Here is a 21,206-nt window from a genome sequence, read left to right on the forward strand (position 1 = left end):
ACCTCTGATATTATCAAAATACATAGAAAAACAGGTCAGATTTGCCACATAAGATATAATTATGGTAGAAACTGGTACTGTATTTTGAAAATCATATTGTGAGACATAAGCTTGATGAAGGAGAAACGTAATGGCTGCAACAAAGAAAAAAGAAAAAAAGAACGCGATGGCGGTCATAAACCAACATATAAAGACGGGGGAGTTTGCCAAGATATATCTTCTGTATGGGGAGGAGAGGTATCTCGTGAACCAGTACAGGGATAAGCTGCTGTCGGCTCTGACTGATAAGGACGATAATCTGAATTTTATGAAATTTGCCGGAAATGGGATCGATACATCTGAGCTTCTTGCATTCTGCAACGAGATGCCATTTTTTGCGGACAGAAGAGTTGTCCTTGTGGAGAACAGTGGTCTGTTCAAGAGTAGCAACGAGGATTTTGCAAAGAAGCTGGTGGAGATAGAGGATACATCAGTTGCCATATTTGTAGAGATGGATGTGGACACCAGGTATAAGCTGTTCAAGGCTGTGGACAAGAATGGAGAGGCTCTGGATTTTGCGACCCCTGATGAGAAGATGATGGTCACGTGGGTGAAGTCACTGTTCCGTGCCGATGGTGTTGCCACCACAGACACGGCGATATACAAGATAATCGAAGCTGCTAACATGGATATGAACTGTATCAAGAATGAGGTTGACAAGATGATAAGCTACGCCGGAGACACGAAGCAGGTCAGCGAGCATGATGTGGATCTTCTGTGCAGTCAGGATGCGGAGAGCAAGGTGTATCAGATGATAGACTTCATCATTGCAAAGCAGAAGGAGAAGGCTTGCAGTATGTATCACGATCTTCTTGAGAATAAGGAATCGGCGATCATGATAAACGCATGTATCATGAGACAGTTCAACAAGCTCCTTCTGGTAAAGATGGCATTATCAGATGGTGCGCAGGACGCCAGCTTGGCGAAGATCGCAGGATGCCCGGTGTGGGCGGTGAAGAATTACAAGGCTCAGTGCAGGGGCTACAGCATGGCACGGCTTAAAGACATAGTGGAGAACTGTCAGGACATGGACTACAAGCTCAAGACCGGACAGGTTATGGATAACGCGGCGATGGAGGTCATGATCGTGGAGCTGTGTGAGATGCAAGTAGGAGGCTGGTGATGATATTAGATATTGAGGCAAAAAAATAACCACTGTGAAAACAGTGGTTATTTTTTATATAACTATGATTGGTTCAAATATATGCAGCCGTTTAATATATCCAAATCCTTGTGTCAAAGTTATGTAGTTATCAGCCAGATGCTTAAGCCATCTTGTTAACTGCAACTGCAAGACGTGATACCTTACGAGCAGCGTTGTTCTTGTGGTAGATGCCCTTTGAAGCAGCCTTGTTGATCTCTGATGTAGCAACAACAAGTGCCTGCTGAGCAGCAGCCTTATCACCAGCAGCGATAGCAGCCTCAACCTTCTTGATAACTGTCTTAACCTTAGACCTGATCATCTTGTTTCTAAGTGTCTTCTTCTCGATAACATTGATTCTCTTCTTTGCAGATTTGATATTAGCCAAAATTCTTACCTCCATAAAATCTAATTAAATATAATAAGGTTTTACATTAAAACCGGACACGGACAATTCAATGTAAACATACTCACATATAATAGATGAAACGCAATTCGTTGTCAAGACTAAAAAACAAAAAAATGCGCATTTTCGCGGATTATTTTCATGTTGTTTCCTAAGAAAAATGAAGTAAAACAACATGTTACTTTCCTTTACATAAAAAGGGGTAAATGGTATCATATATGCAGTGGGTCTTAATGATCCATACATATTATAATACAGGAAAAGCAGAGAAATATACAGATGTTTAAATATAGATTTTTTCAGGTGATAATGGCACTTTCGCTGGTCTTGCTGATCATCTCCACGGCGATAATGTGTTCGTTCAGCGTTTGCAGGGTTGCGGAGAAGAGCTACAAGCCGAGTAATAGCGGCACGATAAGTTCAGTCATGAATAACGGACAGACTGAGGAATTATCAGAATTTGATGCGTGGGTGGAATACAGTATCGTGCTGGATGCCCTGGATGGGGACAGCGAGCAGGAGTACAGGTTTGGCAACGTATATCTGTCCACTGAGAATGTGATGAGGCTTGAACAGCTTGCAGACATCAAATCCAAGGCAAGCAATGGTGTGTTCATATCCATTGTGCTTCTGGTGGCATGCTTTGTAGTCATAAGGAGAAGAAGACTGTATGAGTGTGTTGTATGGGGCGGCGCTGCAGGCGTTATAATAGGAATAATCAGCTTTATAGCCATGGCGGTATCCGGCAGCGGAATCATGTATGGCATAAGAAGAATGGTGTTTGGAGAAAGCTATGCGGAGCTTTTTCCGGGACACGATGTCCTGCCGGATATAATACCGGCCGGTACGGGAACGAAGGTTCTTTGGGTGTATGTTGGAACGATATTTGTTGGACTTGTGGTTACTATCATAGTCAGGGTTATAAGCTATAAGAAATCACGTCCACACAAATTCAGATAGAAGGTTACATAATGGGAGGTAGTTATGAGAAAAAGAATCGAGGAGTGGATAAACTGGGTGCTCTATGATGAGCTCATTGCCAGCAAGATCAATGCGCCAAAGCATTTGCTGGGAATCCATGATTATGGTGAAGGTCAGATAATCGTTGTGTACAAGCCGGGGGCGATCAGGGTAGAGGTTACATCGCGCACAGGCAAGAAGATACACACCATGGAACAGATGACAAATGAAGGACTGTTCGCCATTTATTTTGATAAGAAGGAGTACGATGGCAACAAGTACAATGTTGTCACCACATATGAGGATGGCACCATTATAAACAGTGCAGATCCATATTCATTTGAATCGCTTATCACGAATTTTGACACATACCTTTTTGCGGAGGGTAGACATTACAATATATATGAGAAGCTTGGCGCACACCCTATGACTATAGACGGTGTACGTGGAACCTACTTTGCAGTGTGGGCTCCTCATGCAAGACGTGTCAGTGTAGTCGGTGATTTCAATCTCTGGGATGGTAATGTAAATCCTATGCAGATCACGGCAAATGAGGGAATATACGAACTGTTCCTGCCGGGCGTGGAGCCGGGCGCTGTGTACAAGTATCAGATCATGACCAGATATGGTGAGATACTGTACAAAGCTGATCCATATGGCAACCAGTGTCAGATGAGACCGGAAAATGCCTCAGTGGTTGCAGACATAAGCAGCTATAAGTGGAAGGATACATCATGGATGAAGGATAGAAGCAAGATCAGCCGTACTGACAGAATGCGCATGCCTATGTCCATATACGAGATGCATCTCGGCTCATGGCACAAGAAGGTTGAGGATGATGATGCAGGCTTCTACACATACAGGGAGCTCGCTCCTATGGTGGCAGACTATCTCAATGAGATGGGATATACGCACGTAGAGCTCATGGGTATATCAGAGTATCCATTTGACGGCTCATGGGGCTACCAGGTTACCAATTATTATGCACCGACCAGCAGATATGGTGATGCAGTAGATTTTATGTATTTCGTTGATTATATGCACAGCAAGGGAATCAGTGTTATCCTAGACTGGGTGCCAGCACACTTTCCTAGGGATGCGCACGGACTTGGACGTTTTGATGGGATGCCTCTCTATGAGCATCCGGATCCAAGAAGAGGAGAGCATCCTGACTGGGGCACATATATATTTGACTATGGCCGCAATGAGGTGGCAAACTTCCTCACGGCAAATGCTCTGTTCTGGGTCGAGAAGTTCCATATAGACGGACTCCGCGTGGATGCTGTGGCATCCATGTTGTATCTCGACTATGGCAAGCAGGATGGACAGTGGCTGCCAAATGAACATGGTGGAAACGAGAACCTTGAGGCAATAGCACTTATGCAGAATATAAACAGCATCATGGAGGAGAGAAATCCGGGGGCATATCTAATAGCAGAGGAGTCAACAGCGTGGGCAGGTGTAACTGCTCCGGCATCCATGGACGGACTTGGTTTCCTGTTCAAGTGGAATATGGGATGGATGAATGACTTCCTTGAGTATATGCAGATGGATCCATATTTCAGACAGAACAACCAGAACATGCTGACTTTCAGTCTTTCGTATGCGTATGCTGAGAACTATGTTCTCGTCATATCCCATGACGAGGTAGTTCATCTCAAGCGTTCAATGATAGAAAAGATGCCTGGCAGCGAGGAGGACAAATTCGCAAATCTCAGAACTGCGTACGGATTCATGTATGGACATCCGGGCAAGAAGCTGCTCTTTATGGGGCAGGAATTTGCACAGCCTAGAGAGTGGAGTGAGGCGAGAAGCCTTGACTGGTTCGTCTTAGACAATCCGCTCAATCAGGGCATGGAGAGGTATGTCAAAGCGCTCAATAAGCTTTACAATACCAATGATGCGATGTATGCGAATGACACAGATCCAATGGGATTTGAGTGGACAGATTGCGATCACCCAGACATGAGCATACTTTCATTTGTAAGACGAGGCTCAACTCCGAAGAAGCAGCTGCTTTTCGTATGTAACTTCACTCCGGTTGAGAGAGATAATTACAGTATACCGGTTCCGTGCTACACGACATACAAGGAGATACTCAACTCAGATGATGTACAGTTTGGCGGAAAGGGCAGACTCAACGGCAAGCCGGTCAAGGCAGTGGACAAGAAGAATGCCAGAACTCCTTACAGTATAGACATCACGGTTCCGCCACTCTCAACAGTTGTGTTTGAGTACGATTACACGGATATGACACCTGAGCTTGAGAAGAAGGAAGCTGAGGCCAAGGCTGCTGCAAAGAAGCGTGTGGACGCAGCAAAGAGAAAGGCTGCAGCGGCACAGAAGAAGGCTGAGGAGATAAAGAAGGATGCCGAGAAGAAAGCGGCTGAGCTGAAGAAAGAGGCGGAGAAGAAGGCAGATGAGCTGAAAAAGGAAGCCGAGAAGAAGACTGCTGAGTTGAAAAAGGAGGCATCTGAGATCTCAGAAGAGGTAAAGGATGATATAGCAGATATAGAAAAGTCAGTGGTGGCTGTTGCTGATGACATCAAGAAAGATATAAAAGCACGCAAAAAATAAACTTGCAATATGAGACAACAGGTCATATAATGTCAGTGTAAGTGCAAAGGGGCACAGAACGATATCGTTCTGTGCCCCTTTTTTGTACATCAGGCGGGTGACGATCTTCCTGATCGTAAGAATCCGGGTAGTTTTTAAGGAGGAAGCAGTATGAAGACAGGAAAAGTAAAATGGTTTAATGCAAAGAAAGGCTACGGCTTTATATGTGATGAGGATGGAGCAGATGTATTTGTACATTTCTCAGCACTGAATATGGAGGGCTTCAAGGTTCTTGAAGAGGGAGATACAGTAGAGTATGAGGTTGTGGACGGTGAAAAGGGTCCACAGGCGGCAAATGTGACAAAACTGTAAATACAATGCGGTATATGTCAAAACAGCCATATATTTAAAGCGAATACATGTTGAATTAGGAGAACATCCCCGGGTTATGATTACAGATGATCAGGGGATGTTTTTTATGAGCAACGAATTGGAGCATGCTATTGCGTAGAACTGAGATGAATATCTACAAGGCCTCGTGTTACATAAATACAAGAATATTATAGATGTCGCCATATGCTAAAATTGTATGTCTGCTATAATAAAAACAACACATATTTAAAAATCATCTTGACGGCTGGCGATGATAAAATGTAGAATACACATATATGGTGAAACATGTTTCATGCATTTGTTGTTGCTGATAAACAGTTAAATAAACAGGCACGTATTTATTTTAGATTATAAGGGGGATATGTACCATGAAGAGATTTGATGTTGTGGCACTTGGAGAACTGCTCATAGACTTTACACAGAACGGGCTCAGCGGCCAGGGCAATATGATGATGGAGGCCAATCCAGGCGGAGCACCATGTAATGTTCTCGCTATGCTGCAGAAGCTTGGCAAGAAGACTGCATTTGTTGGAAAAGTAGGGGATGATTTCCTTGGAAAAATGCTTGCCGGTGTTGTGGCTGATGCCGGGATCAACACTGACAATCTGAAGTTTGACAGGGATGTACACACAACACTTGCATTTGTGCATACATACGAGGACGGAGACAGAGACTTTTCATTTTACAGGAATCCGGGAGCGGATATTATGTTAAGCGCAGATGAGGTGGATGAGAGTATCATAAAGGATGCCAGGCTGTTCCATTTCGGATCACTCTCACTGACATATGAAGTGTCACGTGCTGCAACACAGAAGGCTGTGGCTGCTGCAAAGGAGTCTGGATGCATTGTCACATTTGACCCGAACCTCAGGGAGCCTCTGTGGAAGACGCTGGACGAGGCCCATGATCAGATTGACTGGGGTATGAGACAGTGTGATGTGCTCAAGATATCAGATAATGAGATACAGTGGTTCACAGGAAGAGAGGATTTTGACGAGGGTATAAAGATACTTCAGGACACATACAATATACCTTTGATACTTCTCTCCATGGGAAGAGATGGAAGCAGTGCATACTACGGGGATGTAGTCGCTGAGGCAAAGCCGTTTATCCAGGAGAATACTATAGAGACCACAGGCGCCGGGGACACTTTCTGTGCATGCGTGCTGAATTATGTACTTGATAATGGACTTGAAGATCTTGACACTGATAAGCTTACAGAGATGCTTGTATTCGCAAATGCTGCTGCATCGATCATCACAACACGCAAGGGAGCACTCAAGGTTATGCCGGAGAGATCCGAGGTTGAGAAGCTCATTGCCGAGAGACAGTAATAGATAAAAATACGGCAACAGATTAAAACAGGTTGTGTACGGTAATGATACAGATTATGTAAATAAAATGAGAATGATAAGTTAATTGACTATAGTCAGAAAAGGAGAAGATAAATGGCAGGTTCAAAGACAGTGAAAAAGACTGCAGAATATACAAAGAGATTTGATGAGAGATATGACGAGCTCAAGTGGCTCTACTGCGAGCTCTATAACAACAATATGGAGGCATTTGACTGGCTGTGCGATTCTCTGTATGGTTATTATCAGGAGAGAAATGCTGATCTCAAGAAGCTGGACAGAAGCCGTGTCAAGAATCCGGACTGGTATAAGCAGAATGATCTGTTAGGTATGATGATGTACACAAATGCATTCGCGGGAACGCTGAAGGGTGTAAAAGAAAAGCTTCCATATGTGAAGTCATGTGGTGTGAATTATCTTCATTTTATGCCGCTGCTGGAAAGCCCTAAGGGCAGAGATGACGGCGGATATGCTGTTGCGGATTTCAGAAAGGTAAAGCCTGAGCTTGGAACCATGGAGGATCTGGAGGACCTCACTGCAGAGTGTCACAGACAGGGTATAAGCTGCTGTCTGGATTTCGTAATGAACCATACAAGTGAGGATCATGAGTGGGCAAGGGCAGCGAGAAATGGAGATCCTGTTGCAAGATCCAGATATTTCTTCTATGATGATTGGTTCGTTCCTAACATATATGAGGAGACTGTGCCTGAGGTATTCCCAACTACGGCGCCTGGTAACTTCACATGGATAAATGACTGCAATCAGGTGGTCATGACTACATTTTACCCATACCAGTGGGATCTGAACTATGCAAATCCTATGGTGTTCAACGACATGGTCGGCAACATGCTCTATATGGCAAACCGAGGTATAGATGTCATCAGACTCGACGCTGTTCCGTATATATGGAAGCAGATAGGCACAAACTGCCGTAACCTTCCACAGGTTCACACTCTTGTCCGTATGATGAGGATAATCAGTGAGATAGTATGTCCGGGAGTCCTTCTTCTAGGAGAGGTCGTTATGGAGCCTTCCAAGGTAGTTCCATACTTTGGAACAGTTGACAAGCCAGAGTGCCATATGCTCTACAACGTGACAACCATGGCATCCACGTGGAATACGATAGCCACGAAGAATGTGGGACTCTTAAAGCGCCAGATGGATCAGCTGTGTGCACTTCCAAAGGATTATGTGTTCCTGAATTACCTCAGATGCCACGATGATATCGGCTGGGGACTTGACTATGACTGGCTGGCACAGTTCGGCATAGATGAGGTGGCACACAAGAAGTTCCTGAATGACTATTTCACAGGAAAGGGATACAACAGTGATTCCAGAGGTGAGCTCTATAACGATGATCCTAGACTCGGAGATGCCCGTCTGTGTGGAACAACAGCATCCCTGTCAGGCCTTGAGGCCGGCCAGTACGAGGCAAATGCAGACAAGATCGACCAGGCCATTGCCTGTGATCTCATGCTTCATGGATACCTGCTGGCACAGAGCGGAATCCCGGTTCTGTACAGCGGTGATGAGATAGGACAGACAAACGATTATACTTATAAGAATGATCCGGACAAATGTGCGGACAGCAGATATCTGCACAGAGGAAACTTCCCATGGGACAAGGTTGAAAATAAAGATCCTGTAGCCATGAAGATATTTGACGCGCTGCGCCACATGGAGGATATAAGAGCATCGCATGATGTATTTTCATGTAATGCAAATGTCTACACCATAGAGACAGGATGTGCAAGCGTCCTCGGAATAGTGAGGGAATATGCAGGACATGAGCTGAGGGCATTTTTCAACTTCAGCAACATGGATCAGCTCATCTGGACTATGCCTGATGATCAGGCTGACATATATACCGATCTCATATCAGGCAAGACACTCCGCGAGCTTGGAGCAGTCATGCCTAGATATGGATGCTGGTGGTTCTACAGATAGTTATTCGGAATCTTTTTTATAGAACATAAGAAGAGTATTTTTGATAGAAGGCTTAAAGACTGTGTTATGGTCATAGCCTTCTATTTTTTCGTAGGTTAGGTTTAAGCCAGAATAATTTCTCTCTTGTAAATCATTGTAGAAATCCTCGATAGAAGATATGAAGTTTTTATCCTCATCTGCACCTACGGTTACATAGACATTAGCATTTAGAGTCTGTGTTCTGTTGTAATATTCTTCTTCGTACGTAGACATGAATTTGCCGTCAGTATTTGCCCACATGGAAGGACTGCCAATATAATAATTTGCAAATGTATTTTTTCCTATAGTGTCATTATGGAACAGAGCGTAGTAAGCCCAGTATCCACCCAGGGAATGTCCTGTGAGAGTCATATTTTCAGGGTTTACAGAGTATATTTCTTCCAGGTAAGGAATCAGGTTATCTACAATAAAATGCAGGAATGAATCAGGGTTAGTCTGGAGATCTCTTTTTCTGATGACATCATAATTGTAAGTGTTTGGATACCCTATGCTGACAAGGATAACGTCCTGTATCTGGTCAGATGTCATAAGAGGTCTGAGTTCAGGGTGATCACTGAGTCTCCAGACTCCATCGGTCATAACAACCATTGGATATGAGCTTGCTTCGTTATAATCAGGTGGAAGAGATATATGGACAACAAAAGTGTCATCTATCTCAGCATCATAAATGGATAATTCGTTGATATAGTCTGCACAGGCGGGATCAAGAGTTGTCACCTCGTTATAATACATATGCTCGGGAGAGAGTTTTCCCATGGTTATGCTGGCACGTTCCTCTGGAAGTAAACCTGTTGGAGTTGGCGCTTCTTTAGTAAGCTCCTCAGTTGTGATTTCTTTGACTGAGGTTTCACTTGTTGTTGCTTCTTCGATTGACGTATCTTCGGATGAAGAATAGCTGGTGACCGATTGGGTGACAGTAGAGTCATTCTTAGATGCTGACGAGTGCTGACACCCGGTGACAACTAATATAATAGCTATGCTGAATGTGGTCAAAATTGTTAATTCCTTTTTCATAAAAGGCCTCCTTTGATTGTATTTAGTAATTATCACATAAGTGAGAAATACTATAAAAACAATATCACAGGAGTTGCATTATGACCTGTCAGCAATGGTTAAACCTTGTCGGGGCGGATTTGCAGGAGAAGGTAATTTTGTTCCTTTTTTAATGATACATTGCTACACTCTAAGGTTATGTCAGGCGCTATGTTATAATGAGAAAATGGTAGAAATTCTGTGTAAATTTTATACCAAAGTGACTGCTGCCCGGCAGGAGTAGTATCTGAACAGTCAAAACAGATCCATTCGCCGTCAGGAATGCTTGTTATCGAATAATCGGATATATTTAATCCGGAAATTTCTTGTTTTGTGATCATTCGTCCAAATGTGTAATTAAAGCATGAAATTTCATTATTGAACTTATCAATATTTATAAAATCATTTGATCTGTAACCGAATAAGCAGTTATTTGGTTTTTCATCAGTGGATTTAATTTCCATTAGTTTATCCCAGCTTTGACTGCAGCATTCTCTTGTAAATTTTGGAATCAGAACATTATTTTTCGCGGTATCGAGGCTTGTGAAAACCCTGGAATAACCGGCAATACACATGTTGTTGATCTTAACGATTCTGTAGTTGAGCATAGATCCCCCATCTGCTGTGACCCTTAATACAATCCGGGTGAAATTATGGAGACCGGACTTGTTATTTCGAACATAAGTTGGAGAGTTTCCATGAAAGCGTGTGAAAGCCTTCGTGAAGCTTTCGGGTGTGTCATATCCGTATTCAAGTGCAATATCAGTCACCGTGCGGTTGGATGAAATGAGTTCTTCTCCAGCCAGGGAAAGCCGGCGGTTTCTGATATATTCCCCTATAGTATATCCCGTGATTAGATGAAATACTTTTCTGAAGTTGTCGGGAGAGGAGTAAGCCTGCCTGGCTATTGTATTTTGGTCCAATACTTCACCGTCAATAAGGTGAGTCTCAATATAATCAATTGCGTTAATAAGTCCTTCGGTCCAATTCAAATGGTTTTCTACCTCCATGTAATGTATGTATATCACTATAGCACATATTTGTAGTAAATTGTTATAATGGACATATGAAAGTCATATCGGTTTGTTAATATGCAGGTCAAGGAGGTGATGATGTATTGGATCAGTCAGGATTCACCAGAGAGATATGAAAAGCCGCGGATCGTGTTTCTGATAGTCTGTATATGGTATGATATAAAAAATATTTATCTAAAAGAAACCAAATGCGGAAAATCCCCCACTACATTAGTTAAGGAGGTAGGAGAGTTGGCCGGTCAAAAGAATAACAATGTGAATGACGGTTTAAACAGACATTTTGAAGAAGTCTATAAAAGACAAAACGTAGCGTGACCCTGTATCTGATATCAAAGTGCAAGGGATTTGATGATATAAATGATGTGCTGCAGGAAATGTATATGGAGTATTTCAGGACTATACAAAAGAAGGGGATTGAGTATGTTGATGACGAGGAAGCATTTCTGATAGCGCTGTGCAAAAGGAAGCTGTCGGTCGAGTTCGGTGATCTTGGAGTTTATGATGACCATCTTGATGTGAAAGTTGACAATGATGGCACATGGAGATTTGAATGGGAGCTAGGTGGAGATATCACTTCCGTGACAAGAGAGACACATACAGTCCTTGAAGATACAGGGGCTGTAGTCACCAAATGTGAGGTTTCCCAGATATCCATCAGGGCAGTGCTCGATATAAGCGGTGCAAAAAATATGACCTCAGACAAAAAATACGCGGTCCTTTCCGGTGTAAAGCTGAAAGACGGAACAATGCTTACAGATATTGTTGAATCGGGAAACGAAAATACAAACACATCTGGCGAATATGAACTTCTGTTTACCACAGACCGCATATTGGATGTAAGCCAGGTAGACAGCCTGCTGTTCTGGAAAACAACAACCGAAGATGGTGAGGATGTGCAATACACTCTCAATGATTTCTACGAGATGCCATTTAACTGATATTTTCCTTTTGTGTATACAACCAGAAAATACATATGGCGCAATATGCAACAATAAGCAGTTTAGAACTAAAAAAAATAATAAGATAGGATGTTCTAAGAAATTAGTTTTAATTATCTATAACAACAGAAAATCCGTATATTGCAATATGCAGCAATCAAACGTGATTGTGCATATGCACTATACGGATTTTCGTCCGTCATACAATTTAATTCTTAGAACATCTATACAGCAGATCCTCCCAACGGCGGTCAACCTCCTGCTGATACTGAACGAGAAGGTGCTCGTTCTCAGGCTTGAACAGGTGCTTGAATCTGCCCTGCGTTCTCAGGAAGTCCTCGATAGGAAGCTTCTTCTTAGGAGAGTAGGAGAGGATCCATTTGCCCTCAATAACCTCGAACAGAGGCCAGTAACATGTCTCGACTGCCAGCTTGCAGATGTCCATGATCTTCTCTGTAGGGTATCTCCATCCTCTAGGACATGGTGACATGACGTTGAGGAAAGCTGCGCCAGGTGTGTATATGGCCTTCTCAGCCTTCTCATAGAGATCACGCATGTTGCCGAGAAGAGTAGACTGTCCAACATATGGGATGTCGTGGGCAGCCATGACCTGTGCGAGATCCTTTCTGTTCTGCATCTTACCATTTGACTGTGAGCCTACTGGTGTGGTTGTGGTGTCAGCATACATAGGAGTAGCTGATGAACGCTGGATACCGGTGTTCATGTATGCTCCGTTGTCATAGCACACATATACCATGTCATGTCCACGCTCCATGGCACCTGACAGTGACTGAAGTCCGATGTCATAAGTTCCGCCATCACCGCCAAATGTGATGAATTTATATGTGTCATCTATCTTGCCTTTTTTCTTCAGAACGTTGTACGCTGTCTCAACACCGGAGAGGGTAGCGCCTGCGTTCTCAAATGCATTGTGTATGTAGCTGTCCTCGTATGCTGTGTAAGGATACATGAAGGTTGAAACCTCAAGACATCCTGTGGCGTTACCGATGACCGCCTTGTCGCCCTCGTGAAGGGCGCGGAGTACAGTTCTGACAGTGATCGTACCACCGCAGCCTGCACACATTCTATGACCTGGAGCAAGACGCTCAGGCTTGTTCATTACTTCTTTAAAATTATATGCCATTTCATCTTACCTCCTACTGTCTAAGTCCTATGTACTGATACTGAGGAATCTCAGCACCGTTCTCTATCATGTCTTCAAGCTGTGCAAATACGCCCTTGGCGCTGTCCACAGTGTAGTCACGTCCGCCGAGACCGTAGATGTAGCTGACAGCCTTTGTGGTTGCCTGAATGTCATACAGGTGCTCCTTGACCTCTGCTGAGAGAGGACCGCCGCCTGCTCTGAATCCTTCCGATCTGTCAAGGATTGCCACAGCCTTGGTGTGGGCGAGAGCCTTTGCAATCTCCTCACCAGGGAATGGTCTGAACACTCTGATCTTCAAGAGTCCGACCTTCTTGCCTTCGTTTCTCAGCTCATCTATAGCTTCCTTTGTTGTTCCGGCAGCAGAACCGATCATAACGATGGCGTAGTCAGCGTCGTCAAGTCTGTACTCCTCAAAGAATCCGTAGTGACGGCCTGTCATCTCCTCGAATTCCTTTGCAACGTCAAGAATAACCTGCTTTGCATTCTTCATGGCAGTGTTCTGAGCCATCTTAGTCTCCATATAGTAAGGAGATGTGGCGTAAGGACCGACAGCCATAGGCATCTCAGGATTTAACAGATACTGCTCAGGGGTGTATTCACCTACAAACTTCTTTACGAGATCATCCTCGATGAGGGTGATGTTTTCAACGGCATGGCTTGTGATGAAACCATCCTGACATATCATGATAGGAAGTCTGACATCCTTGTGCTCAGATATTCTGTATGCCTGAACAAAGTTGTCATATGCCTCCTGATTGTTCTCTGCGTATATCTGAAGCCAGCCTGTATCACGTGCGCCCATACTGTCTGAGTGGTCACAGTTGATGTTGATAGGGCCGGAGAGTGCTCTGTTTACAAGTGCGAGGGCAAGTGGAAGACGATTGGACGCTGCCACGTAGAGCTCCTCCCACATGAGAGCCATACCACATGATGATGTGGCTGTGAGTGTACGGCAGCCGGCAGCCTCTGCGCCGATCGCTGCACTCATGGCACTGTGCTCACTCTCTACCGGTATAAATTCTGTATCGATCTCTCCATTGGAGATAAATGTTGAAACGAACTGAGGTATCTCAGTTGAAGGTGTTATAGGAAATGCAGGCATAACATCCGGATTGATCTGCTTTATAGCATGTGCCACAGCCTCATTTCCTGAAAGACGTTCTCTTATAGCCATTTATTTGCCCTCCTTCATAGTGATTGCTCCGAATTTGCACTGGTATGCGCATATACCGCAGCCCTTGCAGTGCTCCAGGTCAAATGCGAGACGCTTGCCTGATACGACCGGAATGCATGAATCCGGACAGACAGGTGCGCACAGAAGACAGTGTACGCATTTGCTCTCGTCTAGGACAGGGGTTGAAGTCCTCCACTCACCTGTGTTAAATGCCTTGGATGTGCCACCGCCGTATACGTGGTTTCCAGGTGTGAGCTCTGTCCATTTGCTATTGTCATGTATCTTGCTTATATCTGTTCTCATTACTTCATTACCTCCCTGAAGGCGAGCTTTAATGCTTCCATGTTGCCCTCGATAACCTCTGGTTTCTTGGCAAATTTGTGCTGATATGACTGTCTCATATCTTCGAGGAAAGGTCCCTCCTCCATGATTCCGCTGACAGCAACGATGGCTGCAAGCATAGGAGAGTTAGGAAAATTCTTGCCGAGAGTCTTCATGGAGATCTCCTTGGCATCAAGTGTGTATACCCTGCCCTTGTAACCCTTGAGCAGTGGACGGACCTCGTCCGGAGTCTTAGGTGTATTTATAATGATGGCGCCATCCTCGGCGAGACCTGCAGTCACATGTACAGGTTCGATTAGAGATTCGTCAACTACAACCACATACTGTGGCTCGTAAATGTTGGAATGTACTCTGATAGGCTCACTGCTGATCCTGTTGTAGGCAGTGATAGGTGCGCCCATTCTCTCTGGACCATACTCAGGGAATCCTTGAACATATTTACCTGTTTTGAATGCCACATCTGCGAGGAGCAGGGCAGCAGTCTTGGCACCCTGACCACCACGTCCGTGCCATCTGATTTCGATAGTATCTTTCACTTTCACATCTCCTGTCAAAAATTTCTCATTAAGTTCCGTTTATTAGGAAAAATAATCCTTTTGATTATACCATTTATAGATAATAAGTAAAGAATAAAATTAAGGAAATAAGTCGAAAAACAAAAAAATTTAACGCGGATAACAGAAATACCTAAAAATGTTGGATTTAACGATGGGATAAGTTATCTGAAAACTATAAAAAAGCATTTGGAATCATAAAATTTATTATATGCTGACGACAAAGTGGATACAGTTCTGTCCATCCACCGTCTGATTGTCCAACAGTATTTCACCATGGTACTTGGATGTGAGCTGTTTCAGCTTGTAAAGTCCGATACCTCTGGAATAAGCTCCATCCTTCAGAGGCTTGGTCGAGTAGCCCTTTGCGAAGAAGTTCTTGCGCATTTCCGCGGTGAGCTGCGATCCGGCATTGAAGGTTTCCACGGTGGTAGTCTTGCCGTCAGAGTCTATGATGACTTTTATCATACCTCCGTCTTCAGTTGCGTCAAATGCATTGTCCACCAGAATGCTCATGACATCCAGAAGCTCAAATTCCGCTGCCTTGGATGTGAGTGTGGAATTTTTGACATCTATATCCAGATTGATATTATGCTCCTGCGCAAGGTTCATCTTGCTGAACAGAAAACCTGCGATCAGTTTCATGTTGATCCTCAGAAGATACGAATTCTTGATGACATGGTCATTGCAGGAGGTATCCAGCTCATTTGAAAGGGCAGCAGCGAGGGAATCATAATCAGTGTAACTGATCGGCAGCATGCTGATGGCCTGAAGCTCATTGTTGTAGTCATGCTGTCTCATGCGCACCTGATCTATCAGATCCTCTATAATAGGAAGATACTGTTCATATGACTGTAGCTGCTTCCGGGATTCTCTGAGGCTCATATAGTTCTTGTACATTCCCGAGTATAAAATGAGGATAAGTATGACTATAAACAGGAAAGTCATAAATATATTCATGAAGTCCTTAGGGGATATACGCTGGTATAAAACCATAGATACCATGAGGGCAAATACTGCGAGTATTATATTCCTGGATACCTGATTTTTCACTATAAGAGCATCGTACAGCTTATCCATATGTCCGAATTTGTATAAAAGTATAGCTATGATGAAAGCCATGGCTTCGGTTATATATGTTGAAGTGTTGGTGAATGGATTGTCCGTAAACTGCATGATGACAACCATCTGGATGAGGTTCAGTATAGTCATGATGATAAGTGTAATTGCGTATCCCGTTATGATCTTCATCGGCGGATATCGGAATACCAGAGAGTAGAATACAAAGCAGTATATGTATGTTATCAGTGTGAATATTAACATGGAGTCTGTAACTGTGGCAATCAGAGAGACTGGTAAAGTCAGCAGAAGCAAAGGTGGAAGTCTCTTTGCTATCTGGGAAAATTTTACATTATATATCGCCATCAAGAATACTAAAAATACAAAGGTATCAAACAGTATCTTGGAAAGAAAATCAAAATATGCAGCCATTATCTGTTCTCCTGGTAAGTTTCTATAATAGTTTTGTATTTGCGCCCGACCGGTATGGATTCTTGAGCCAGTTTCAGCGTTATAAGTGAATTGGATCTGTCGTAGCTCTGTATGTAGTCGGGATTGAAGTAATAGCTTTTGTGGCATCTGACCAGAGGTACATCACCAGCAGCCTGCAAAATTGACTCGAAGGTCGGGTTGGTGACGATAAAATCGCCGTCGGATGTGAAAATGTGCTTGTGGTGGCCGGATGCACATACATAAATTATTTCATCCATGCTTATATGGAAAAGTATTCCCTGGATATCCTTTACGCGGATCCTTGATGTCTGGTCGTCAGGCTGTGTGAGCACCGAGTTGATCCCTCCTACGACATCGATTCTGTCATAAGGCTTTGAGAAATAATACTGGCAATGATACTTGTTGATGACATCAAGGTTTGGAACGGTGATGTCGGTGATGAAGATGACAGGTGTGTCATTGTATTTGGGAATTCTTCGGAGATAACCACATACATCCAATCCGGTCTTTCCTCCACCGAGATCAATGTCCAGTAAAAAGATATCAATATCAAATGAATCTATTATTGTTATGGCATCGTTGTAAGTTGATGCAGTGTTGACAACAGCGTCTGCGTACTCTTCTTCAATTATATGTTTTAAGCCGGTAAGCTGGATATTGTCATCCTCAACAATCAGAAAATTCATAATCAAACACTCCTGTGAAAAATTGATAGATAAACAAAACTCTTAAATTATTAACATATCAGGAACATTCTATCATACAAATGGGAATTTCTACAATAGGTATAATTAAAGTATATGTGTGTTGTACACGAAAATTTATGTCGTTCAGGTTGTTATACGCGTCGTTTGTGTCGATTTTTGCCAAAACTATTGGAAAAATTATACAAATAGTATAGTGTATGTAACAGAGGATAATTAACTCTGAGGGGAGATTGATTATATAGTGTCAGATAGGATGTATCAGGTACAGGTATTTCGGTTAAGGGTATCTGTACAGTATATTCAATTTGATGCATAGGATCTGCCATATGTGCCTGAGCATGTATGGCAGATTTTTTGCGTTAAGCTGTAATATAATACTATTTAAAATTTGAAAATAATATGGTATGATGTAGAGAAACATGGGGTTTTGTATACATCTGTGTGCAATTCCATAAATGACAAAAAGCTATTACCAGGAGGAAGAGTATGATTAAATTATTTGACAACGGTGCTTATCTGTTACATGGTACAGAGCTGGTTGAGGATAATGCTGAGGCAGGTGCGGTTCTCGCATCAAAGCTTGGCAGTGCTCCATCAAAGGAAGAGGCATCAAAGAACACACTTGCTTACGGAATATTGGCTAAGCATAACACATCTGACAATATGGAGAATCTTAAGATCAAATTCGATAAGATGACTTCACATGATATAACATTTGTAGGAATCATCCAGACAGCAAGAGCATCAGGTCTTAAGGAGTTCCCTATACCATATGTACTTACAAACTGTCACAACTCACTGTGTGCCGTAGGTGGAACCATCAATGAGGATGACCATATGTTTGGCCTCTCATGTGCGAAGAAGTATGGCGGCGTGTATGTACCACCTCATCAGGCGGTCATCCATCAGTTTGCAAGAGAGATGCTGGCAGAGTGTGGCGCCATGATACTTGGATCAGACTCACATACACGTTACGGTGCTCTTGGTACTATGGCTATTGGAGAGGGCGGCGGTGAGCTCGCAAAGCAGCTCCTGTGTAAGACATACGATGTTGCAAAGCCGGGCGTTATCGCAATCTATCTCGACGGAGAGGTACAGAAGGGGGTTGGTCCTCAGGATGTGGCACTTGCCATCATCGGAGCAACATTTGGCTGCGGATATGTCAAGAATAAGGTCATGGAGTTCGTTGGTCCTGGTGTTGACAAGCTCTCAGCAGATTTCCGTATCGGTATTGATGTTATGACAACAGAGACAACATGTCTGTCATCAATATGGAAGACAGATGACAAGATAAAGGATTGGTATGACATTCACGGAAGAAGTGAGGCGTACAAGGAGATGAATCCTGGCGATGTGGCTTACTATGACGGAGTCGTATATGTAGATCTGTCAACAGTTAAGCCAATGATAGCTATGCCATTCCACCCAAGCAACACATACACCATCGACGAGCTGAATGCCAACCTCATGGATATCCTTGATGATGTTGAGAAGCGTGCACTTGTAAGCCTTGACGGCAAGGTCGACTTCACACTCAAGGATAAGGTAAGAGATGGCAAGCTGTATGTTGAGCAGGGAATCATCGCCGGATGTGCCGGTGGTGGATATGAGAATATCTGCGATGCGGCTGATATCCTCAGAGGCAAGAGCATAGGCGCTGACGAGTTCACACTGTCAGTATATCCTGCAAGTACACCTATATATATGCAGCTCGCAAAGAATGGTGTTCTGGCTGATCTCATCGAGACAGGTTCCATCGTTAAGACAGCATTTTGTGGACCTTGCTTTGGTGCCGGTGATACACCTGCCAACAATGCATTCTCCATCAGACATTCAACAAGAAACTTCCCTAACAGAGAGGGTTCAAAGATACAGAATGGTCAGATCTCATCTGTTGCGCTTATGGATGCGCGTTCTATCGCAGCAACTGCAGCCAACAAGGGCTATCTGACATCAGCAACAGACCTTGCAGATATAGAGTACACACATCCAAAGTATTTCTTCGACAAGGCTATATACGGCAGAAGAGTTTACAACGGTGTTGGAAAGGCTGATCCTTCGGTTGAGATCAAGTTTGGTCCAAACATCAAGGACTGGCCTGAGATGGTTCCTCTTACAGACAACCTTCTCCTCAAGGTGGCATCAGTTATACATGATCCTGTAACAACAACAGATGAGCTTATCCCATCAGGAGAGACTTCATCATACAGATCAAATCCTCTTGGACTTGCAGAGTTCACTCTGTCAAGAAAGGATCCTGAGTACGTTGGAAGAGCGAAGGCTATCCAGGCTGTAGAGAAGGTTCGTGAGGCAGGTGAGTGCATGGGTAAGGCATTCCCAGAGGTCAAGGAAGTTATGCATGCCATCAAGGAGAAGTTTGAGGACGTATGCGGAAGCAACACAGGTGTTGGAAGTACCATTTATGCTGTTAAGCCAGGTGACGGTTCAGCCCGTGAGCAGGCTGCATCATGCCAGAAGGTTCTCGGTGGATGGGCAAACATTGCAAAGGAGTACGCTACAAAGAGATACAGATCAAACCTTATCAACTGGGGTATGCTTCCATTTGTCATTGATAAGGATTTTGACTTTGACAATGACGATTATGTATTCATCCCAGGAATCAAGGATGCTGTGAAGAACAAGACAGAGGTCATCAAGGCTTATGTTGTGAACAAGGATTTTGCTGAGATAGAGCTGAGACTTGGAGAACTCACAGACGATGAGAGACAGATCATAACAGATGGCTGCCTCATCAATTACTACAAGTACAACTAAATGATATATATGGTGCCGAGTGCGCCATGTATGTACATTTGAATATAATGTATATACGACGATATAACAGGCATCATCATGGGCGCTTTAGTGCGGCTTGGTGGTGCCTGTTGCTTTCATATAGCCAGTGTGATCATGATGTGATAATCCACGATGTCAAAAAGAAACGGATTTACAACATGGCGGGTTTAAGAAGACAAAAATAAAATACAGGAGGTATTTACAATGGGAAAATCAGAGCTGGAAAAGATGCACACATGTGAGCTTTATCTTCCGGGCGATGAGGATATCGCCAGAGAGCAGATAAAGTGTCTGGACAGATTATATGACTTCAATATGACCAGACCAACAGAGATGGTCAAGCGTCAGCAGATGCTCAAGGAGATGTTTGAGGAGATAGGAGACAACTGCTATATAGAGCCACCACTCCATGCAAACTGGGGCGGCAAATTTGTTCACTGGGGCAGCAATATATATGCGAATTTCAACCTTACAATGGTGGATGACACACATATTTACGTTGGTGACTACACCATGTTTGGACCAAATGTAACTCTGGCAACAGCGGGACATCCAATAAATTCTGAGCTCAGAAAACAGGGCTATCAGTACAATGCACCTATAACAATAGGCAAGAACTGCTGGATAGGTGCAGGAGTTACGATACTTCCGGGGGTAACTATAGGTGATAACACCGTCATAGGAGCTGGAAGTATGGTTGCCACAGATATCCCATCGAATGTTGTAGCTGTGGGTAATCCGTGTAAGGTACTCAGGGAAGTGAATGAGCGTGATGCAAAATATTATTTCAAGGATCACAGGATTGATTTCTTCCAGTATAACAATGTGAGCAAGAATGACTGATGAGGTATATTCAGTTGAGGATGGAGGGTACATACAGAAGGTGGAAACTGCGAGGGCTCGCTGGCTCCAATGTCTATGGTGAACAGCTATATGATCGTATCGGTAGAAAAGGGCAGGACTGGAAAGGTGCAGATCGTATATCAGTTGAATGATGTTGAGTCAGGAGAGAATATCAAATCTGTGTGGATAGAACTTCCGCAGTGATCATGATGACAGAAAAATACAAATAGTAATTACAAAGACGTGCACGAAAGATTCTTCAAAAAGAACTTTCAT

At 43.5% G+C, this 21,206-nt stretch carries 20 protein-coding genes; 11 read left to right on the forward strand and 9 right to left on the reverse strand.

Features of this window, described 5'->3' with window-relative positions:
* Positions 1-130 precede the first annotated feature (130 nt).
* Positions 131-1,162, forward strand: coding sequence for a DNA polymerase III subunit delta (gene holA, locus OCV54_RS09905; protein WP_055223804.1), 1,032 nt, complete (start codon positions 131-133; stop codon positions 1,160-1,162).
* A 142-nt stretch (positions 1,163-1,304) separates the two neighbouring features.
* Here the strand turns inward: holA and rpsT are convergent, their stop codons facing one another.
* Positions 1,305-1,568, reverse strand: a complete 264-nt coding sequence (gene rpsT / locus OCV54_RS09910) for a 30S ribosomal protein S20 (protein ID WP_055143958.1) — start codon at positions 1,566-1,568, stop codon at positions 1,305-1,307.
* Between the two features lie 297 nt (positions 1,569-1,865).
* On the opposite strand from rpsT, the gene OCV54_RS09915 reads away from it, so the two are divergent.
* The 5 genes from OCV54_RS09915 (at position 1,866) to OCV54_RS09935 (ending at position 8,794) form a co-directional block, all read left to right on the forward strand.
* Entirely contained in the window at positions 1,866-2,546 is a 681-nt protein-coding gene (locus tag OCV54_RS09915) for a hypothetical protein (RefSeq protein WP_055223806.1), read from the forward strand.
* Positions 2,547-2,570: 24 nt separating this feature from the next.
* Entirely contained in the window at positions 2,571-5,123 is a 2,553-nt protein-coding gene (gene glgB / locus OCV54_RS09920; RefSeq protein WP_015533190.1) for a 1,4-alpha-glucan branching protein GlgB, read from the forward strand.
* Between the two features lie 150 nt (positions 5,124-5,273).
* Positions 5,274-5,474, forward strand: coding sequence for a cold-shock protein (locus OCV54_RS09925; protein ID WP_015533189.1), 201 nt, complete (start codon positions 5,274-5,276; stop codon positions 5,472-5,474).
* Between the two features lie 389 nt (positions 5,475-5,863).
* Positions 5,864-6,829 (forward strand): PfkB family carbohydrate kinase, encoded by a 966-nt coding sequence (locus OCV54_RS09930; RefSeq protein WP_055223808.1) that lies wholly within the window; start codon positions 5,864-5,866, stop codon positions 6,827-6,829.
* A gap of 114 nt (positions 6,830-6,943) precedes the next feature.
* Positions 6,944-8,794, forward strand: a complete 1,851-nt coding sequence (locus tag OCV54_RS09935) for an alpha-amylase family protein (protein WP_055223809.1) — start codon at positions 6,944-6,946, stop codon at positions 8,792-8,794.
* On the opposite strand, the gene OCV54_RS09940 is transcribed toward OCV54_RS09935, so the two are convergent.
* Together OCV54_RS09940 and OCV54_RS09945 are read right to left on the reverse strand one after the other, a co-directional pair.
* Positions 8,795-9,847 (reverse strand): alpha/beta hydrolase, encoded by a 1,053-nt coding sequence (locus tag OCV54_RS09940; protein WP_055223811.1) that lies wholly within the window; start codon positions 9,845-9,847, stop codon positions 8,795-8,797.
* A 98-nt stretch (positions 9,848-9,945) separates the two neighbouring features.
* A complete protein-coding gene (locus tag OCV54_RS09945) occupies positions 9,946-10,875 on the reverse strand; it encodes an AraC family transcriptional regulator (RefSeq protein ID WP_082431314.1) in 930 nt (309 codons plus the stop codon).
* Positions 10,876-10,956: 81 nt separating this feature from the next.
* Between OCV54_RS09945 and OCV54_RS09950 the strand changes: the two genes are divergently transcribed.
* Both OCV54_RS09950 and OCV54_RS09955 read left to right on the forward strand, forming a co-directional pair.
* Positions 10,957-11,214: a hypothetical protein gene (locus tag OCV54_RS09950; RefSeq protein ID WP_207641790.1), complete on the forward strand. Its 258-nt coding sequence runs from the start codon at positions 10,957-10,959 to the stop codon at positions 11,212-11,214.
* Entirely contained in the window at positions 11,211-11,837 is a 627-nt protein-coding gene (locus OCV54_RS09955) for a hypothetical protein (protein WP_055223816.1), read from the forward strand. Before OCV54_RS09950 ends, OCV54_RS09955 begins: the two co-directional genes overlap by 4 nt.
* Positions 11,838-12,045: 208 nt before the next feature.
* On the opposite strand, the gene OCV54_RS09960 is transcribed toward OCV54_RS09955, so the two are convergent.
* From OCV54_RS09960 to OCV54_RS09985, 6 genes are all read right to left on the reverse strand, one after another.
* The gene (locus OCV54_RS09960) at positions 12,046-12,981 is read right to left on the reverse strand and encodes a thiamine pyrophosphate-dependent enzyme (protein WP_004848697.1); all 936 of its coding nucleotides are present in this window, start codon (positions 12,979-12,981) and stop codon (positions 12,046-12,048) included.
* Positions 12,982-12,994: 13 nt separating this feature from the next.
* Entirely contained in the window at positions 12,995-14,176 is a 1,182-nt protein-coding gene (gene porA, locus OCV54_RS09965) for a pyruvate ferredoxin oxidoreductase, alpha subunit (RefSeq protein ID WP_015533185.1), read from the reverse strand.
* A complete protein-coding gene (locus tag OCV54_RS09970) occupies positions 14,177-14,479 on the reverse strand; it encodes a 4Fe-4S binding protein (RefSeq protein WP_004848700.1) in 303 nt (100 codons plus the stop codon).
* On the reverse strand, positions 14,479-15,054 hold the full coding sequence (locus tag OCV54_RS09975) for a 2-oxoacid:acceptor oxidoreductase subunit gamma family protein (protein WP_022217194.1): 576 nt from the start codon (positions 15,052-15,054) through the stop codon (positions 14,479-14,481). The genes OCV54_RS09970 and OCV54_RS09975 overlap by 1 nt, the downstream gene beginning before the upstream one ends.
* Before the next feature lie 225 nt (positions 15,055-15,279).
* The gene (locus tag OCV54_RS09980; protein WP_238050442.1) at positions 15,280-16,563 is read right to left on the reverse strand and encodes a sensor histidine kinase; all 1,284 of its coding nucleotides are present in this window, start codon (positions 16,561-16,563) and stop codon (positions 15,280-15,282) included.
* Positions 16,563-17,270 carry a LytR/AlgR family response regulator transcription factor gene (locus OCV54_RS09985; RefSeq protein ID WP_022217196.1) on the reverse strand — a complete coding sequence of 236 codons (708 nt, stop codon included), beginning with the start codon at positions 17,268-17,270 and terminating at the stop codon, positions 16,563-16,565. Before OCV54_RS09985 ends, OCV54_RS09980 begins: the two co-directional genes overlap by 1 nt.
* 507 nt (positions 17,271-17,777) lie before the next feature.
* On the opposite strand from OCV54_RS09985, the gene OCV54_RS09990 reads away from it, so the two are divergent.
* The 3 genes from OCV54_RS09990 (at position 17,778) to OCV54_RS10000 (ending at position 21,134) form a co-directional block, all read left to right on the forward strand.
* Positions 17,778-20,066 carry a hydratase gene (locus OCV54_RS09990; protein ID WP_055223819.1) on the forward strand — a complete coding sequence of 763 codons (2,289 nt, stop codon included), beginning with the start codon at positions 17,778-17,780 and terminating at the stop codon, positions 20,064-20,066.
* A 225-nt stretch (positions 20,067-20,291) separates the two neighbouring features.
* Entirely contained in the window at positions 20,292-20,930 is a 639-nt protein-coding gene (locus OCV54_RS09995) for a sugar O-acetyltransferase (RefSeq protein ID WP_055223821.1), read from the forward strand.
* A gap of 69 nt (positions 20,931-20,999) precedes the next feature.
* A complete protein-coding gene (locus OCV54_RS10000) occupies positions 21,000-21,134 on the forward strand; it encodes a hypothetical protein (protein ID WP_262563301.1) in 135 nt (44 codons plus the stop codon).
* Positions 21,135-21,206: the final 72 nt, after the last annotated feature.

This window comes from Coprococcus aceti (assembly GCF_025567285.1).
In the GTDB taxonomy this organism is placed as follows: domain Bacteria; phylum Bacillota; class Clostridia; order Lachnospirales; family Lachnospiraceae; genus Coprococcus; species Coprococcus aceti.

Bases quoted from the DNA above. Each gene is read 5' to 3' on its own strand.
- OCV54_RS09960 (WP_004848697.1), bottom strand. From the start codon at position 12,981: ATGGCATATAATTTTAAAGAAGTAATGAACAAGCCTGAGCGTCTTGCT.
- holA (WP_055223804.1), top strand. From the start codon at position 131: ATGGCTGCAACAAAGAAAAAAGAAAAAAAGAACGCGATGGCGGTCATA.
- OCV54_RS09945 (WP_082431314.1), bottom strand. From the start codon at position 10,875: ATGGAGGTAGAAAACCATTTGAATTGGACCGAAGGACTTATTAACGCA.
- OCV54_RS09985 (WP_022217196.1), bottom strand. From the start codon at position 17,270: ATGAATTTTCTGATTGTTGAGGATGACAATATCCAGCTTACCGGCTTA.
- OCV54_RS09970 (WP_004848700.1), bottom strand. From the start codon at position 14,479: ATGAGAACAGATATAAGCAAGATACATGACAATAGCAAATGGACAGAG.
- OCV54_RS09940 (WP_055223811.1), bottom strand. From the start codon at position 9,847: ATGAAAAAGGAATTAACAATTTTGACCACATTCAGCATAGCTATTATA.
- OCV54_RS09930 (WP_055223808.1), top strand. From the start codon at position 5,864: ATGAAGAGATTTGATGTTGTGGCACTTGGAGAACTGCTCATAGACTTT.
- OCV54_RS09990 (WP_055223819.1), top strand. From the start codon at position 17,778: ATGATTAAATTATTTGACAACGGTGCTTATCTGTTACATGGTACAGAG.
- porA (WP_015533185.1), bottom strand. From the start codon at position 14,176: ATGGCTATAAGAGAACGTCTTTCAGGAAATGAGGCTGTGGCACATGCT.
- OCV54_RS09915 (WP_055223806.1), top strand. From the start codon at position 1,866: ATGTTTAAATATAGATTTTTTCAGGTGATAATGGCACTTTCGCTGGTC.
- OCV54_RS09995 (WP_055223821.1), top strand. From the start codon at position 20,292: ATGGGAAAATCAGAGCTGGAAAAGATGCACACATGTGAGCTTTATCTT.
- OCV54_RS09980 (WP_238050442.1), bottom strand. From the start codon at position 16,563: ATGGCTGCATATTTTGATTTTCTTTCCAAGATACTGTTTGATACCTTT.
- OCV54_RS10000 (WP_262563301.1), top strand. From the start codon at position 21,000: ATGTCTATGGTGAACAGCTATATGATCGTATCGGTAGAAAAGGGCAGG.
- OCV54_RS09925 (WP_015533189.1), top strand. From the start codon at position 5,274: ATGAAGACAGGAAAAGTAAAATGGTTTAATGCAAAGAAAGGCTACGGC.
- OCV54_RS09950 (WP_207641790.1), top strand. From the start codon at position 10,957: ATGCAGGTCAAGGAGGTGATGATGTATTGGATCAGTCAGGATTCACCA.
- OCV54_RS09935 (WP_055223809.1), top strand. From the start codon at position 6,944: ATGGCAGGTTCAAAGACAGTGAAAAAGACTGCAGAATATACAAAGAGA.
- glgB (WP_015533190.1), top strand. From the start codon at position 2,571: ATGAGAAAAAGAATCGAGGAGTGGATAAACTGGGTGCTCTATGATGAG.